Genomic DNA, 16,565 nt, shown 5'->3' on the forward strand with positions numbered 1-16,565 from the left:
TGCTAGGCTTTGGGCGCAAGAAAACTGCGGATTTTATGTAGGCAATTGCGCTTAGAGCCTTAAGAATCAAGGCTCTTCCCTTGAAAGCCTGCCCTGGATCTTGCCAGACTAGCCGCCGGCTTTGGTTACCCTGAAATCAGGTCGCTGAATCGGTGGTTTAAAAGAACAATTGGAGCATTACAGATGAAGGCATCAGGTTTTAAAAAAGCTGGCAAGACCCTTCTCGCCCTGTCCTTGATGGGTGTGATGGCCGGGGCAGCACAAGCAGCAGACAAAGTGCTGCACGTTTACAACTGGTCCGATTACATCGCACCCGATACCGTCAAAAAGTTTGAAGACAAGACCGGTATCAAAGTGGTTTACGACGTGTTCGACAGCAACGAGACCCTCGAGGCCAAACTGCTGGCGGGCAAGTCTGGCTACGACATCGTCGTGCCATCCAACAACTTCCTGGCCAAGCAGATCAAAGCCGGCGTTTACCAGGAGCTGGACAAGTCCAAGCTGCCTAACTGGAAAAACCTCGACCCTGCTCTGCTCAAGGCCGTTGGCGATGCCAGTGACCCGGGCAACAAATTTGCGTTCCCGTACATGTGGGGCACCATTGGCATCGGCTACAACCCTGAGAAGGTCAAAGCCGCTCTGGGCGTCGACACCATTGATTCCTGGGACGTGATCTTCAAGCCCGAGAACATCGAGAAGCTGAAAAAATGTGGCGTGAGCGTGCTCGACTCGCCAACCGAAATGCTGCCGGTGGCGCTGCATTACCTGGGCTTGCCGACCAACAGCCAGAAGAAAGACGATCTGCAGAAAGCCGAAGAGCTGTTCCTCAAGGTGCGTCCTTCGATCGCTTACTTCCACTCCTCCAAGTACATCTCTGACCTGGCCAACGGCAACATCTGCGTTGCAGTGGGCTACTCGGGCGACCTGGAGCAATCCATCAGCCGCGCCAAAGAAGCCGGTGACAAGGTCAAACTCAAGTACGTGATTCCGAAAGAAGGTGCTGGCAGCTTCTACGACATGGTCGCCATCCCTAAAGATGCCGAAAACGTTGATGCCGCTTACGCCTGGATGAACTACCTGCTGGAACCGGAAGTGATGGCCGAGATCACTAACAGTGTTCGTTTCCCGAACGGTAACAAAGCTGCAACACCGTTGGTGAATAAAGACATCTCGGGTGATCCAAGCATCTATCCGTCGGATGAAGTCAAAGAACATCTGTACGCGATCAGTGACTTGCCACCTGCAACCTTGCGCCTGCTGACCCGCAGCTGGACCAAGATCAAATCCGGTAAGTAACACGGCAATCTTGTAGGAGCGAGCTTGCCTCGCGATCTTTTAAAAGATCAAAAGATCGCGAGACGAGCTCGCTCCTACAAGCCAGATTTCATGTGAAATCAGCGTGTTATCGCAATAAATCGCAGAAAACTTTGCTGTGCAGGTTTATCGAGGGTAAGTTGCGCGCCGGTTTTGTCTTTAGCGGTTCAGCTGCCGGAAGACACGGGCAACTCAGGCCCAACTATTTAGAGGACCACCACGTGTCTATTTCCTTGTTTCGCAAGACCTTGATGGTCGGAGCCGGTCTAGCGCTTGCAGTCAGCGTTCAAGCGGCCCCCACCGTGCACATTTATAACTGGTCGGACTACATAGCACCCGATACCTTGGCCGATTTTGAAAAGGCCACCGGCATCAAACCGGTGTATGACGTCTTCGATTCCAACGAAACGCTGGAAGGCAAGCTGCTGGCTGGCCGTACCGGTTATGACGTGGTTGTGCCGTCTAACCACTTCCTGGGCAAACAGATCAAAGCGGGCGCTTTCCAAAAGCTCGACAAATCGCAGCTGCCCAACTATTCCAACCTGGATCCTGCCTTGCTCAAGCGCCTTGAGCAGAACGATCCGGGTAACCAATACGCCGTGCCGTACCTGTGGGGCACCAATGGCATTGGTTACAACGTCGATAAAGTCAAAGAAGTCCTGGGCGTCGACAAAATCGACTCGTGGGACGTGGTCTTCAAGCCAGAGAACATCAAAAAGCTGCAAGCCTGCGGCGTATCGTTCCTGGATTCGGCCGATGAAATGATGCCGACCGTGCTCAACTACCTGGGCCTGAACGCCAACAGCACCAACCCTGAAGACTACAAAAAGGCCGAAAAAACCCTGTTGGCGGTGCGTCCTTACGTCACCTACTTCCACTCGTCCAAGTACATCTCAGACCTTGCCAACGGCAACATCTGCGTCGCGATCGGTTTCTCCGGTGATGTGTTCCAGGCCAAAAACCGTGCCGAAGAAGCGAAAAAAGGCGTGAACATTGCCTACGTCGTGCCCAAGGAAGGCGGCGCCCTGTGGTTTGACATGCTGGCGATTCCAAAAGACTCCAGCAACGTTAAAGAAGCCCACACGTTCATCAACTACCTGCTGCAACCTGAAGTCATCGCCAAGGTCAGTGACTACGTTGGCTATGCCAACCCAAACCCTGGGGCTGACAAGGTAATGGACGAGTCCATTCGTACCGACGAAGCGGTTTACCCAACCCAGGCGGTACTGGACAAGGCTTACGTTTCGACCGAGCTACCGCCGAACATTCAGCGTCTGATGACGCGTTCGTGGACTAAGGTCAAAACGGGTAAATAGCTCGCAAGACCACCTATCCAAGGCCCGAACCTCTTGTTCGGGCTGCTAAATTTGTTGGGAGTTTCGTAAATGGCTGTTGCCTCCGGCGCCTATAAGAAAGCCCTCGAGGGCGATCAGACCCCTAAACAGGTTCTGGTCAAAATCGACCGGGTCACGAAAAAATTCGACGAGACGATTGCAGTGGACGATGTGTCCCTGGAAATCAACAAAGGCGAGATCTTCGCCTTGCTCGGCGGATCGGGATCGGGCAAATCCACCTTGCTGCGCATGCTCGCCGGTTTCGAGCGCCCAACAGAGGGCCGTATTTTCCTCGATGGCGTGGACATCACCGACCTGCCGCCCTATGAGCGGCCGATCAACATGATGTTCCAGTCCTACGCCTTGTTCCCGCACATGACCGTGGCGCAAAACATCGCCTTCGGCCTCAAGCAGGACAAAATGGCGAGCGCTGAAATCGATGCCCGCGTTGGCGAAATGCTCAAGCTGGTGCACATGACCCAGTACGCCAAGCGCAAACCGCACCAATTGTCGGGCGGTCAGCGCCAGCGTGTGGCCCTGGCCCGTTCGCTGGCCAAGCGTCCTAAATTGCTGCTGCTCGACGAGCCTATGGGTGCGCTGGACAAAAAACTGCGTTCGCAGATGCAACTGGAACTGGTGGAAATCATCGAGCGCGTCGGCGTGACCTGCGTCATGGTGACCCACGACCAGGAAGAGGCCATGACCATGGCCCAGCGCATCGCCATCATGCACCTGGGCTGGATCGCCCAGATCGGCAGCCCGATCGACATCTATGAAACCCCGGTGAGCCGCCTGGTGTGCGAATTCATCGGTAACGTCAACTTGTTCGAAGGTGAAGTGGTCGACGACGCCGAAGGCTACGCGCGCATCAACAGCCCGGAGTTGGAAAACGACATTTACGTCGGGCATGGCGTGACCACCTCGGTCGAAGACAAACACATTACCTACGCGATCCGCCCGGAAAAGATGCTGATCACCACCGAAAAGCCGGCCTACGAGTACAACTGGTCGCGCGGCAAGGTGCATGACATCGCTTACCTGGGCGGCCACTCGGTGTTCTACGTCGAACTGCCCTGCGGCAAGCTGGTGCAATCGTTTGTGGCCAACGCTGAACGCCAGGGCGCTCGTCCGACCTGGGACGATCAGGTCTACGTCTGGTGGGAAGACGACAGCGGCGTGGTACTGCGCTCATGAACATGCGAAAGCTTAAACGTCGACTGCAACGAATAACCCCCGGTGGCCGTCATGTGGTCATCGGGATTCCATTCCTGTGGCTGTTTCTGTTTTTCATGCTGCCGTTCTTCATTGTTCTGAAGATCAGCTTTGCTGAGGCAGACGTCGCGATTCCGCCGTACACCGAGATCCTCAACTACGTTGACCAGAAGCTCGAGATCCTGCTGAACCTGGGCAACTACGCCATGTTGGGCGACGATGAGCTGTATATCGCCGCGTATCTGGGCTCGCTGAAGATGGCCTTTATCAGCACGCTGCTGTGCCTGCTGATCGGCTATCCGATGGCCTACGCCATCGCCAATGCGCGCAAAGAGATGCAGACCGTACTGGTGCTGCTGATCATGATGCCGACCTGGACCGCGATTCTGATCCGCGTGTATGCGTGGATGGGCATTCTGAGCAACAACGGCCTGCTCAATGGCTTCTTGATGTCCATGGGCTGGATCGATCAACCGTTGCAGATCCTCAACACCAACACCGCGGTGTACATCGGTATCGTCTACTCGTACCTGCCGTTCATGATTCTGCCGTTGTACGCCAACCTCGTCAAACACGACCACAGTTTGCTGGAAGCCGCGTCTGACCTGGGTTCGAGCACCTTCAACAGCTTCTGGAAGATCACCGTTCCGCTGTCTAAAAACGGCATCATCGCGGGCTGCATGCTGGTGTTTATCCCGGTGGTGGGCGAGTTCGTGATCCCGGAACTGCTGGGCGGCCCGGAAACCCTCATGATCGGTAAAGTGTTGTGGCAAGAGTTCTTCAACAACCGTGACTGGCCGGTAGCTTCTGCACTGGCGGTGGTCATGCTGGCGATCCTGATTGTGCCAATCATCCTGTTCAACCGCAGCCAGGCTAAAGAGCTGGAGGGCAAGATATGAAGCGCATCCGTTTCTCTAGCTTTATGTTGGTGGTAGGGCTGTTGTTCATATACCTGCCAATGCTGATCCTGGTGATCTACTCCTTCAACGCCTCCAAACTGGTGACGGTGTGGGGCGGCTGGTCGCTGAAGTGGTACACCGGCCTGACCGACAACACCCAACTGATGGGCTCGGTCATGCGCTCACTGGAAATCGCCTGCTACACGGCGATTGCAGCGGTCGCGCTCGGCACCCTGGCGGCCTTCGTGCTGACCCGTATCAGTCACTTCAAGGGCCGCACGTTGTTCGGCGGCCTGGTGACGGCGCCGTTGGTGATGCCTGAAGTGATCACCGGTCTGTCGCTGTTGCTGCTGTTCGTGGCCATGGCGCAGATGATTGGCTGGCCGCAAGAGCGCGGCATCGTCACCATCTGGATCGCCCACACCACGTTCTGTGCGGCCTATGTGGCGGTGGTGGTGTCGGCGCGTCTGCGTGAGCTGGACCTGTCCATCGAAGAAGCGGCCATGGACCTGGGTGCCAAGCCGTGGAAGGTGTTCTTCCTGATCACCATTCCGATGATCGCCCCGTCCCTGGCGGCGGGCGCCATGATGTCCTTTGCCCTGTCGCTGGACGACCTGGTACTGGCCAGCTTCGTGTCCGGCCCGGGCTCCACGACCTTGCCGATGGAAGTGTTCTCGGCCGTGCGTCTGGGGGTTAAACCCGAGATCAACGCCGTGGCCAGCTTGATCCTGCTGGCGGTATCGCTGGTGACCTTCCTGGTGTGGTTCTTCAGCCGCCGCGCCGAAGAGCATCGCAAAAAAGCCATCCAGCAAGCCATCGACGAAGCCGCTGCCGAGTCCTGGAAACAACCCGATGTACGCCGTCCAAAGTCGCCTGACGCCGCTTAAGATTGCGATTTAAAAACCTCGCCTCCTGTCACAGGGGGGCGAGGTTTTTTTATGGGCATTGCTGAATGCCCGCTCTTGAGCCAGTGCCGTTTTAAATGATGATTGTGGCTAAAGCGTTGGGTGCAACCCCCATGCGTACAGATCGTAAGGCCGTGAAGCGACGTCATGGGCTAAGTACTCCGGCCGGCATGAGTTCGCATGTGACGCGTAAGCTGGCTGTTCTGGCTAAAACTCTTTGAGCATCCAGGCGCAGTGCATGGGTACGGCTTCTCGCCGGTATGAGTTCGCAAGTGCTCCTTAAGGTGGCTGTTCACGCTAAAGCTCTTTGAGCATCCAGGCGCAGTGCACGAGTACGGCCTCTCGCCGGTATGAGTTCGCATGTGATCCTTAAGATTACCGTTCAGGGTAAAGCTCTTTGAGCATCCAGGCGCAGTGCACGGGTACGGCTTCTCGCCGGTATGAGTTCGTAAGTGACGCTTAAGACTGATGAGAATTGCAAAGCTCATTGAGCATCCAGGTTCAGTGCACAGGTGCGGCCTCTCGCTGGTATGAGTTCGCAAGTGAACCGTAAGCTGGCCCTTCTGCTTAAAGCTCATTGAGCATCCAGGTTCAGTGCACGGGTGCGGCCTCTCGCCGGTATGAGTTCGCAAGTGATCCTTAAGATGGGTCTTCCATCCAAACCCTTTCATGCAACCAGCCGCACCACAGTAAAAGCGCTTAAGTGCTGGCACAGCAGGCACTAGGAATGTGCCCTGCGAAGACGTCCCAGGCTGAGGCTCTGCAACAGCCGCCGGCAAGCTCTGCATGATCTGCTGAAACTGATCTTGAAAATCACTCTCTTGAAGGTCTGCATCTGCAACCTCCGCCGCGAGTGAAAAATCTCCAGCTTTACTGTCTTGTGTATCGTCATCGGCCAATAACGCTCGGGCTTGCGCGCCGGTCATTTCAGGGGCGGCCCCCACTGCGTCCACAATCCAATCCTCCCCGAGCTCCACGTCTGAGAGCTTGCGCACGCGTATACGCCCGTCCGCATCCACATGCCCCATCGGGTCGTTGCCGACAAACCCATACAGGTTCAAGCCATCAATGGCGCCACCCGGATCGGGGTTCAGCCAGCGGTGTAGCCACGGGGCGTAGTAGCGATAGCCGTAGTAATACAGCCCTGTGGCATCGCGCTCCTTGCCTGAATAGCGAAGGGTTTTGTAGCTGGCTTCCACTTCATTACGCCCGGCCCAGCACGCGGCACCGCCGAACGGGTAGTAGGTTTCCTGGCTGATCAGTTGGGCCTGATCGTCCAGTTCCAGCGTGCTGGAACCCAAGTGGTCGTCGAGGGTGTAGCGCAACTGATCGTTGCCAAGGCCAGTGGGCGGTGTGTCCCAGTGCAGCCATTGCACGCAGCACCGCCCGGCCTGAACAGTGACGACCTCAAGCTGTTCCTGGCTGGCGCTGTTGGTGCGCACTTCCAGCCCCGGCAAGTAGCGGGTTTCGGCGGTGTGGCTATTGGCCTGAGCTTGCCAGGTTCGGACTTTGCGCAGGCGCTTGCCTCCACCGCCGTAGATATAGCGCTCCTCGTCATTGGCGGCGTGCTGACGGGTGACCTGGGCGATTGCGCACAGTTGATTGCGGGCATCCCACTGTAGGGATTGGCCGGACTGCAAGATCAGCACATTGCCATTGGCGTCGTAGCTGTGTTCCGTTTCGCCGCTGCGCATAAGGCGGTTGCTGTGTGGGGCGATGTGCATCGACAGCGTGTGATTGATCGCCCCCAGGTGAATGCGCTCCAGCAGATTGCCCGCCGCATCGTAGCGATAGGTTTCGCTGTAATTGACCACCTGGCTGGTGTCCGAAGTCTGCCAGGCCGGCAAGTCCGGGCCGAGTGACGGCTTGGCAGTCTCCCAACCGCTGGCTGCAATCAGTTGGTAGAGGCTGTCGTGGGTAAAGCGGCGAATGGGCTCGATGCGCTGATTGGCAAAATGTCGGGTGGCCAGGGTTGTGTCTTCAATCTCAACAAGGTTGCCGACCGGGTCGTAGCGGTAATGCAAATCTTGCAACAACGGTTTACCGGGCGCTTGCGCCTGTAGCCGAGCCAGACGGCCGGTCGACGCTTCGTGGACCAGACGCGTGACAACGCCATTGCCAGCGGTTTCGCTTTCGACTTGAGAAAAGGCGTTGTAGCAGATGTTGCTGACCAAGATTTTTACAGCGCTGCTGCCCGCAACTTGCAGGCCGGTTTCGCGCAGTTGCCCGGCCACGGTGTGGCTGAAGTGTTGTTGATGCCCTTTGGCATCGGTCTGGCTGAGCACTTCGCCAGCGGCGTTGAAGTGCCAGCGGCTGATAAGCGGGTCGGCCTCCTCCAGCAACAGGTCGCGCTGGGCCTCGGGCTCGGGCCAATGAGGCAGGTCAAGGCTACGCAAAAACTGTTGGGTTTCTTCCAGCGTTCCGCCTGCCAGGCCGTATTCGGTCATGTGCCGTGTACCCGCCGGGTCGTCGTGGCGCAGCAACCTGCCGCAGCGGTTGTGCCGGGCGCTCTCCGCGTTGGGCTGCGCATAACTGAACCGCTCGATCACATGGCTACGGTTTTCAGTCACGCTGACCGGGCGCATCGAGTCGTCATAAGCGGTTTGCCAATGGCTCTCGCGGGTGTCCCATACCTCCAGCATCTGCCCGGCCTCGCCCGCCAGGCTGACCCGCCACCCCGCATCGCTGCTGTCAGTGGCCAACACCTGACCGGACAGGCTGAACACGGTCAGCAGATTGGCCGGAGCCGAAGCGTGCGCGAACACACGCGGGTCGCGCTGTGCCACCAGCCGCCCCATGGGATCGAACACGCTCTGCGTCACCCGTTGCTCAGATGCTTGCCCACTCACTGAGCACGCAAACGCCACCGTGCGAATCGGCAAACCGCGCGGGTCGATAACGGCTAGCGTCGGCGTATGGGCGTGGAGCGACGTCATGGGCAAGCTCTTGGGAGTGACCTGCCTCACAGCATGCGCTCAGGAGGTGAGCACGTCTGCTGTCAGAAATGACAGTCATGAGCTGGAGGTCTGTGCATCACTGAATCGCGAGCAAGCCCGCTCCCACGAATGAGCGGGCCCGCTTTAAAGGTTTATGGCTTGGCCACGTGCCACACACCGCCTTTGCCGTCGCCGGTTTTTTCACCAGGGCTCTTGTCGCCTGCAAAGGTGTACAGCGGCTTATCCTTGTAGACCCATTGTTTCGTGCCGTCTGTGCGCTCGGTCGTTTTCCAGTCACCCATGTCTTTGGCGTCGGACTTGGCGGGCAGCGGTGGCCAGTTTTTGGCGCAGGTGTCGTAGCACGTCGACTTACCGTCCGCATCCTTGTCGTACGTGTAGAGCGTCAAGCCGACGTGATCAACCAGAAATCCGTCCTTGACCATCGCCGGCTCGTCAGCAAAGGCCAGCCCCGGAAGCGCCAGCGCGGCGGCCAGCAGCAATGCCTTCAGGGAAGTAGTGTTATAAGTCATCGGAATCGTCCTTTTTGTGGTTGTACGATTTGAGATCAAAGCGTAGTCCACTAATCTGCGGAGCGCTTTTAGGCCCAAAGCTGTCACACGACTGCAATAATTCCGTTATCTAATGCGCCACAAGACAGTTAAATGACACGAGGGTTACGGCATGGTTGGCAGGAGCATTTTGATCGTAGATGACGAGGCACCGATCCGCGAGATGATCGCGGTGGCCTTGGAAATGGCTGGCTACGATTGCCTGGAAGCCGACAATGCTCAGGACGCTCACGCCATCATCGTGGACCGTAAGCCTGACCTGATTCTGCTGGACTGGATGCTGCCCGGCGGCACATCGGGGATCGAATTGGCCCGTCGCCTGAAACGCGAAGAACTGACCAATGACATTCCGATCATCATGCTCACCGCCAAAGGCGAAGAGGACAACAAGATCCAGGGCCTGGAAGTGGGCGCTGATGACTACATCACCAAGCCGTTTTCCCCGCGTGAACTGGTCGCCCGCCTCAAAGCCGTGCTGCGCCGTGCAGGCCCCGCCGACAACGAATCACCGATTGAAATCGGCGGCCTGCTGCTCGACCCCATCAGCCACCGCGTCACCATCGACGGCACCCCGGCCGACATGGGCCCCACCGAATACCGCCTGCTGCAATTTTTCATGACCCACCAGGAACGCGCCTACACCCGTGGCCAGTTGCTTGACCAAGTGTGGGGTGGCAACGTGTACGTTGAAGAACGGACCGTCGACGTGCACATCCGTCGCTTGCGCAAAGCCCTCGGCGAGGCGTATGAAAATCTGGTACAAACCGTGCGCGGCACCGGTTATCGGTTTTCAACAAAAGCTTAAGAGCAGCAGCTAGCTATTGGCTGTAAGCGGCAAGCTTGGAGCTTGCTGCTTATAGCTTGCCGCTTAAGCCCACAACGGGACGTGTGACTTGAACCCAAATTGGCATGGCACTCTGATTCGCCATCTATTGCTTTTGATTACCGGCTGCCTGTTCATCGGGTTGATCAGTGGGTATTACGGCTGGAGCCTGGTCGTCGGTCTGGGCCTTTATCTGGGCTGGACCCTTAAACAGCTGCTGCGCCTGCACGATTGGCTGCGCAACCACCAACCCGACGAAGCACCGCCCGATGGCTATGGCCTGTGGGGTGAGGTGTTTGACAGCATCTACCACCTGCAACGCCGCGACCAGCGCGTACGCGGGCGCCTGCAAGCGGTGATTGACCGTGTGCAAGAGTCCACCGCCGCCCTCAAGGACGCCGTGGTCATGCTCGACAGCCATGGCGACCTGGAATGGTGGAACCGCGCCGCCGAAACCCTGCTGGGCCTCAAGACCCCGCAAGACAGCGGCCAGCCGGTCACCAACCTGGTTCGCCACCCGCGCTTCAAGGAATACTTCGACAACGGCAATTACGCCGAACCGCTGGAAATTCCTTCGCCGGTCAACGACCACCTGCGCATCCAGCTCTACATCACCCGCTATGGCAACAACGAGCACCTGATGTTGGTGCGTGATGTCACCCGCCTCCACCATCTGGAGCAAATGCGCAAAGACTTCATTGCCAACGTCTCCCATGAACTGCGCACGCCGTTGACGGTGATTTGCGGCTATCTGGAAACCCTGCTCGACAACGTCGATGACGTGAACCCGCGCTGGAAGCGCCCGCTGTCACAAATGCAGCAACAGGGCGAACGCATGCAGACGCTGCTCAATGACCTGCTGTTGCTGGCCAAGCTGGAAGCCACCGACTACCCCTCGGACAACCAGCCGGTGCCTATCGACGCCTTGCTGCGCTCGATCAAGGGCGACGCCCAGGCGTTGTCCGGGCAACGCAACCAGACCATCACCCTGGACATCGACACCAACGTGGCCCTCAAGGGCAGCGAAGCCGAGCTGCGCAGCGCGTTCTCCAACCTGGTGTTCAACGCCGTCAAATACACCCCGGACGGCGGCTCTATCCGTATTCGCTGGTGGGCAGACCACTTGGGCGCGCACCTGAGCGTGCAGGATTCGGGGGTCGGCATCGACAACAAACACCTGCCGCGCCTGACCGAACGCTTCTACCGCGTAGACTCCAGCCGCAATGCCAGCACCGGCGGTACGGGCCTGGGGCTGGCCATCGTCAAACACGTGCTATTGCGCCACCACGGGCACCTGGACATCAGCAGCGTATTGGGCCACGGCAGCACTTTTACCTGCCAATTCGACCCGGTTCAGGTCATAAAACCCAGGATTAGCGCCTCCGTCAGCTGACCCGTGTGGCAAAAGCCCACTAGGCAAGCACCGCATCAGCCGCTACATTGCTTGGCCGGGGCCTGCATATGCAGGCCCTGAAACCCTCAACTCGTTGAATATTGGAACCCGTAAAACTCCATCATGGACCCTTCCCCTGGCTTGACCCTCGCAACACTCTTCGCCGACTTCGGCATGATTCTTTTTGCTCTGATCCTGGTACTGCTCAACGGCTTTTTCGTTGCGGCTGAATTTGCCATGGTCAAACTGCGCTCGACCCGGGTCGAGGCCATCGCAGACGTCAACGGCTGGCGCGGGCAGATCCTGCGCACCGTGCACAACCAGCTCGACGCTTACCTGTCCGCCTGCCAATTGGGTATCACCCTGGCCTCGCTGGGCCTGGGCTGGGTCGGTGAGCCGGCGTTTGCCCACTTGCTCGAACCGCTGCTCGGCGCGCTGGGCGTGCAGTCGCCTGAAGTGATCAAAGGTGTGTCGTTCTTTACCGCCTTCTTCATCATTTCGTACCTGCACATTGTGGTCGGCGAACTGGCCCCTAAATCCTGGGCCATCCGCAAACCCGAAACCCTGTCGCTGTGGACAGCCGTGCCGCTGTACCTGTTCTACTGGGCCATGTACCCGGCCATCTACCTGCTCAACGCCAGCGCCAACGCCATTTTGCGGATTGCCGGCCAAGGCGAGCCCGGTGCTCACCATGACCACGCCTACAGCCGCGAAGAACTCAAACTGATCCTGCACTCCAGCCGTGGCCAGGACCCGAGCGACCAAGGCATGCGCGTGCTGGCCTCGGCCGTGGAAATGGGCGAGCTGGAAGTGGTCGACTGGGCCAATTCACGCGAAGACCTGGTGACCCTGGACTACAAGGCGCCGCTCAAGGAAATCCTTGCGCTGTTCCGCCGTCACAAGTTCAGCCGCTACCCGGTCTACGACGCCGACACCAACACCTTTGTCGGTCTGTTGCACATCAAGGACCTGCTGCTTGAGCTGGCTGACCTCGATCACCTGCCCGAAACCTTCAACCTTGAAGAACTGATCCGCCCGCTGGAGCGCGTGTCACGCCACATGCCGCTGGCGCAGCTGCTGGAGCAGTTCCGCAAGGGCGGCGCGCACTTTGCGCTGGTGGAAGAAGCCGACGGCAAAGTGGTCGGCTACCTGACCATGGAAGACGTGCTCGAAGTGCTGGTGGGCGACATTCAGGACGAACACCGCAAGGCTGAGCGCGGCATCCTCTCGTACCAGCCGGGCAAACTGCTGGTGCGCGGTGACACGCCGTTGTTCAAGATTGAGCGCCTGCTGGGCGTCGACCTTGACCACGTCGAAGCCGAAACCGTTGCGGGCCTGATCTACGACACCCTCAACCGCGTGCCCGAAGAAGAAGAGCAACTGGAAGTCGAAGGCCTGCGCATCATCATCAAAAAGATGAAAGGCCCGAAAATCGTCCTGGCCAAAGTGCTGAAGCTCAATTAACCCGGCCTTCCTGTAGGAGCGAGCTTGTCTCGCGATCTTTTGAGCGTTTAAAAGATCGCGAGGCAAGCTCGCTCCTACAGTGAAGATGCAAATGTTTCACAAATGTTTCAACACACCGCCAGCTGTGCGATGCTGGCGTTCTGCTCAATTGCCGACTACAGCTTAAGAAACATCTGTAAGAACGGCCTGCAGCTATCTGATCCTCCAAAGTATCCACCACAGGGAGCCAGCATGCTGACCCTGCTCAATCTTCTCTCTGCCGTGACCCTGCTGATCTGGGGCACGCATATCGTGCGAACCGGTATCTTGCGGGTTTACGGCACGAACTTGCGCCATGTCATCGGGCAAAACGTGTCCAGACCGATACTCGCGTTTATCGCCGGTATCATCGTCACCGCCATGGTGCAAAGCAGCAACGCCACCGCCCTGCTGGTGACCTCCTTTGTCGGCCAGGGCCTGATGACGCTCACACCCGCGCTGGCAACCATGCTCGGGGCCGACGTCGGGACCGCGCTGATGGCACGGGTGCTGACCTTCGATTTGTCGTGGCTGTCACCGCTGCTGATTTTTTTGGGTGTGATCTTCTTCCTGTCACGCAAACAAACCCGCGCCGGGCAACTGGGCCGCGTCGGGATTGGCCTGGGCCTGATTATTCTGGCGCTGCAACTGATCGTCGAAGCCGCCTCGCCCATCACCCATGCCCAAGGCGTGAAGGTGATTTTCGCCTCGTTGACCGGCGACCTGCTGCTCGATGCACTGGTCGGCGCGGTGTTTGCGATGGTCTCGTACTCCAGCCTGGCCGCCGTGCTGCTCACCGCGACCCTGGCCGGCGCCAGCGTGATCAGCCTGCCTGTGGCCGTTGGCCTGGTGATCGGCGCCAACATTGGCAGCGGCGTGCTGGCGTTTCTCAGCACCAGCATGCAAAACACGGCGGGGCGGCAGGTGGCGCTCGGCAGCCTGCTCTACAAATTGATCGGTTTGCTGCTGATCATGCCGGTGCTCACGCCGCTGGTGGACTGGATGGACAGCCTTAACTTCAGGCCCCAGGAACTGGTCATCGGCTTCCACCTGCTCTACAACACCACGCGCTGCTTCTTGATGCTGCCCACCATCGGCCTCATGGCACGGCTGTGTGCCCGGCTATTGCCCGAGCGGGACCTCGCCAACGGCAGCATCACCCCACGCCACCTCGACCCTGCAGCACTCGACACACCCACCTTGGCGCTGACCAACGCCGTGCGCGAAACTCTGCGCATTGGCGACCTGATCGACACCATGTTGGTCAATATGCTCGACGTTCTGCGCGGCAAGCAAACCTCGATGACGCAGGCAATGCGCACCCTCAGCGATGACGTCGAAGTGCTCTACAGCGCGGTCAAACTGTACCTGGCGCAAATGCCCCGCGAAGACCTGGGCGAACACGACAGCCGCCGCTGGGCCGAGATCATCGAACTGGCGATCAACCTCAAACTGGCCAGCGACCTGATCGAGCGCATGCTGCGCAAAGTCCAGCAGCAGAAAACCTCGCAACGCCGTTCGTTTTCGGCCACCGGGCTTGAAGAGCTGGTAGACCTGCAAACCCAGCTCATCGAGAACCTGCGCCTGGGCCTCACGGTGTTCCTGAACTCGGACCCACACATCGCCCGCCAACTGCTGCGCGAAAAACGCCGCTTTCGCGCACAAGAGCGGCGCCTGGCCCACGCTCACGTGAACCGTTTGCAACAGAAAATCACCCAAAGCATCGAAACCAGCTCCGTGCATCTGGAACTGATCGCCGACATGCAGCGCCTGAACTCACTGTTTTGCGGCAGCGCCTACGTGGTGCTGGAAAACAGTGATACCGGCGCCCTGGAACCTGAAGACAACGCCGACACCCTGCATTCACCCTGAACGTTGCACGCGAACGTGTTGTCAGTCTGTAAGCAGCGTCTAACCTGCACAGACTGACGCGCTGCGCCACTCGCCCTCTCAAAACGGATTCAGAGATCCAGGGATTTTTATGCGTTGCCTGCTGTTTATCTGCGTGCTGCTGGGAGCAGCTCAGAGTTTTGCCCTCGACCGCTTCAGCGTAGAGGGCTATCAACTGCCTAACGGCTTGCAACTGATCCTCAAGCCCGGCTACGAGCGCGGCCATGTGTCCATTCGCTTGGTGGTCGGCGTGGGCATGGATGACTTCAGTTGCGCCGATCAACAGTTGCCCCACCTGCTTGAGCACTTATTGTTCAGCGGCGTCGACGACAGCGGCGAAGGCGGCCTGGAAGAACGCATGCAAGCGCTGGGCGGCGAATGGAACGCCTACACCAGCAACGCCGACACCACGTTTGTGATCGAAGCCCCGGCGAAAAACCAGCGCAAAATCCTCGACCTGCTGCTGAGCCTGCTGACCCGCACGCAAATGACCGACCAGCGCATCAGCGAGGCCAAGCAAGTGGTTGAGCGCGAAGACGGCGGCCACTATTCGCACCTGCAACGCTGGCTGGACCGCCAGGACCTCGGGCACAGCGCCAGCAACCAATTGGCGGTAGAGCTGGGCCTCAAATGCGCCGAACGCGCCGAGGTGCATAACCTCACGCGCCAACAGCTCGAAGCGGTGCGCAACACGTGGTACGCCCCCAACAACATGACCCTGATCATGGTCGGCGACCTCGACCGCCTGCTGCCGGCGTATCTGGAACGCACCTACGGCGCACTCGAACCGGTCGACCCCAGCGAGCACCTGCCGCTGCCCGCCATCGAAGCCAAGGCAGATACCGAACGCACATTGGTGCGCGGTGTGGTCGGCGAAACGGCCAAGTTGCATTGGTTGCTGCCGGAGCCGGTGATCGACGACCAGAACGATGAAACCTGGGATTTGCTGCGCGATTACCTGGAGTGGTCGTTGTACAGCGAGCTGCGGCTCAAACACGGGTTGTCTTACGGGCCCTGGGCCGAGCGCGAAGTGTTCGGCGGCGTGAGCTTTTTAAGTCTCAACGCCGACCTCGCCCGCGATGACGTGGCCAAGGCCCAACAGGTGATGGGCGAACTCAAACAACGTTTGCTCAAGGACGGCCTCGACCCGCAGACCTTTACCCGCCTCAAAAACGCCGCGGTGGCGCGCCAGGCCTGGGCTGTGCAAGGCAACAGCGCCTTGGCTGATTACTACTGGAGCGCCTTGGGCGACTACGATGGCGGCCGGTTTGCCGACCCGTCCAAACGCTTGCAGGCGGTGACACTTGAGCAAGCCAACAGCGCGTTGCGCCAATTGTTTGCCAAGCCCGGTTATGTGCGTATCGAGAAACCGCTGCTCAGCTATAACGGCTTGACCGTGACACTGGCGGCGGCGTTGAGCGTGTTGGTGCTGATGTTCGTGGGCTGGCGAATCTGGCGTCGACGCACGCGTTGATTGGCTAAGCCCGAAACAGTTTGATACCGTAAAAATCATTGCCCATTCGCGGCTGATCAATCAGCCCCCCAGCGCGCGGAGAATTCAGCGTGAGTGAACGTTCCAACCCTTGGCAGTTGCATACCATCGTCGGCCAATTGCGCACGGCCCGTAACCAGTGGCGTTCGCAAAACGGCCGTGTCAGCGGCGAACTGGGCGGCCGCGAGCTGCCTTCGCGCGCCGCGATGGCCGAGATTCTAGAGGCCCTGTGCGGCGCGTTGTTCCCGATGCGCCTGGGCCCGGTCGACCCTGGCGAAGAGAGCGAAGATTTCTACGTGGGCCACACCCTCGACGT

The 16,565-nt window shown here is 58.7% G+C and carries 12 protein-coding genes and 1 pseudogene; 11 read left to right on the forward strand and 2 right to left on the reverse strand.

Annotated features, from left to right (window positions below):
• The first annotated feature begins 183 nt into the window (after nt 1–183).
• The 5 genes from GHO41_RS19405 (at nt 184) to GHO41_RS19425 (ending at nt 5,646) form a co-directional block, all read left to right on the forward strand.
• Entirely contained in the window at nt 184–1,296 is a 1,113-nt protein-coding gene (locus tag GHO41_RS19405) for a polyamine ABC transporter substrate-binding protein (protein ID WP_048371120.1), read from the forward strand.
• A 239-nt stretch (nt 1,297–1,535) separates the two neighbouring features.
• On the forward strand, nt 1,536–2,630 hold the full coding sequence (locus GHO41_RS19410; RefSeq protein ID WP_048371121.1) for a polyamine ABC transporter substrate-binding protein: 1,095 nt from the start codon (nt 1,536–1,538) through the stop codon (nt 2,628–2,630).
• A 69-nt stretch (nt 2,631–2,699) separates the two neighbouring features.
• Entirely contained in the window at nt 2,700–3,842 is a 1,143-nt protein-coding gene (locus tag GHO41_RS19415) for an ABC transporter ATP-binding protein (protein ID WP_048371122.1), read from the forward strand.
• The gene (locus tag GHO41_RS19420) at nt 3,839–4,759 is read left to right on the forward strand and encodes an ABC transporter permease subunit (protein WP_048371123.1); all 921 of its coding nucleotides are present in this window, start codon (nt 3,839–3,841) and stop codon (nt 4,757–4,759) included. Before GHO41_RS19415 ends, GHO41_RS19420 begins: the two co-directional genes overlap by 4 nt.
• Nucleotides 4,756–5,646, forward strand: coding sequence for an ABC transporter permease subunit (locus GHO41_RS19425; protein WP_048371124.1), 891 nt, complete (start codon nt 4,756–4,758; stop codon nt 5,644–5,646). Before GHO41_RS19420 ends, GHO41_RS19425 begins: the two co-directional genes overlap by 4 nt.
• 170 nt (nt 5,647–5,816) lie before the next feature.
• Here GHO41_RS19425 and GHO41_RS19430 read toward each other — a convergent pair whose 3' ends face one another.
• Both GHO41_RS19430 and GHO41_RS19435 read right to left on the reverse strand, forming a co-directional pair.
• A complete protein-coding gene (locus tag GHO41_RS19430; protein WP_153434392.1) occupies nt 5,817–8,600 on the reverse strand; it encodes a C2H2-type zinc finger protein in 2,784 nt (927 codons plus the stop codon).
• A 152-nt stretch (nt 8,601–8,752) separates the two neighbouring features.
• The gene (locus GHO41_RS19435; protein WP_048371131.1) at nt 8,753–9,130 is read right to left on the reverse strand and encodes a hypothetical protein; all 378 of its coding nucleotides are present in this window, start codon (nt 9,128–9,130) and stop codon (nt 8,753–8,755) included.
• A gap of 151 nt (nt 9,131–9,281) precedes the next feature.
• Between GHO41_RS19435 and phoB the strand changes: the two genes are divergently transcribed.
• The 6 genes and pseudogenes from phoB to GHO41_RS19465 form a co-directional block, all read left to right on the forward strand.
• Entirely contained in the window at nt 9,282–9,974 is a 693-nt protein-coding gene (gene phoB, locus GHO41_RS19440) for a phosphate regulon transcriptional regulator PhoB (protein WP_048371134.1), read from the forward strand.
• Nucleotides 9,975–10,062: 88 nt separating this feature from the next.
• Nucleotides 10,063–11,385, forward strand: coding sequence for a phosphate regulon sensor histidine kinase PhoR (gene phoR / locus GHO41_RS19445; RefSeq protein ID WP_048371136.1), 1,323 nt, complete (start codon nt 10,063–10,065; stop codon nt 11,383–11,385).
• A 123-nt stretch (nt 11,386–11,508) separates the two neighbouring features.
• Nucleotides 11,509–12,849: a hemolysin family protein gene (locus tag GHO41_RS19450; protein WP_048371137.1), complete on the forward strand. Its 1,341-nt coding sequence runs from the start codon at nt 11,509–11,511 to the stop codon at nt 12,847–12,849.
• 231 nt (nt 12,850–13,080) lie between these two features.
• Nucleotides 13,081–14,739, forward strand: coding sequence for a Na/Pi cotransporter family protein (locus tag GHO41_RS19455; protein WP_048371139.1), 1,659 nt, complete (start codon nt 13,081–13,083; stop codon nt 14,737–14,739).
• Between the two features lie 109 nt (nt 14,740–14,848).
• On the forward strand, nt 14,849–16,231 hold the full coding sequence (locus GHO41_RS19460) for a pitrilysin family protein (RefSeq protein ID WP_153434390.1): 1,383 nt from the start codon (nt 14,849–14,851) through the stop codon (nt 16,229–16,231).
• Nucleotides 16,232–16,320: 89 nt separating this feature from the next.
• Nucleotides 16,321–16,565: pseudogene (locus tag GHO41_RS19465) on the forward strand (serine acetyltransferase); the annotation flags it as partial.

The organism is Pseudomonas sp. FSL R10-0399 (assembly GCF_009600165.1).
Taxonomy (GTDB): Bacteria; Pseudomonadota; Gammaproteobacteria; order Pseudomonadales; family Pseudomonadaceae; genus Aquipseudomonas; species Aquipseudomonas helleri.